This is a genomic window from Gardnerella coleohominis, from assembly GCF_002896555.1.
Taxonomy (GTDB): domain Bacteria; phylum Actinomycetota; class Actinomycetes; order Actinomycetales; family Bifidobacteriaceae; genus Bifidobacterium; species Bifidobacterium vaginale_F.
Map to the genome: position 1 here is coordinate 1 of NZ_MNLH01000042.1, position 353 is coordinate 353.

Annotated in this window: 1 protein-coding gene and 1 pseudogene; one reads left to right on the forward strand and one right to left on the reverse strand. The window is 37.1% G+C overall.

Features of this window, described 5'->3' with window-relative positions; translation table 11 throughout:
* On the reverse strand, positions 1 to 186 hold a 186-nt coding region (locus BFS05_RS06635; protein ID WP_146026749.1), incomplete at its 3' end, for a hypothetical protein.
* Positions 187 to 201: 15 nt separating this feature from the next.
* Here BFS05_RS06635 and BFS05_RS06640 point away from each other — a divergent pair.
* A pseudogene (locus BFS05_RS06640) lies at positions 202 to 353 on the forward strand (lyase family protein); the annotation flags it as partial.

Below are 353 nucleotides of genomic sequence, written 5' to 3' on the forward strand. Positions count from 1 at the left end.
ACATAGTACAACACTATCGTCAATATTTTGACTATCCGCATTCTGATTATCTGCATTATTAGTATTTGCATTCTGGTTATCTAAAGAAACTTCATTAGAAGAATCAAACGCAGAATTTTCTAAGCTATTTTTAAATGGACAAGAATCTGTAACAGTCGCGTTTATACAAAGATTGCGCAAAGGCAATGCAACAGCAGGATGGGCGCGACAGGATCATCTACTATGCCTCATAAAGTTAATCCAATCCGCTTTGAAAATGCGGAAGCAAATCTTGAAATCTCATGCGCATTATTCGATACTCTTTGCGCAACTCTTACTGAAAGCCGTTGGCAAAGAGATTTAACAGATTCAAC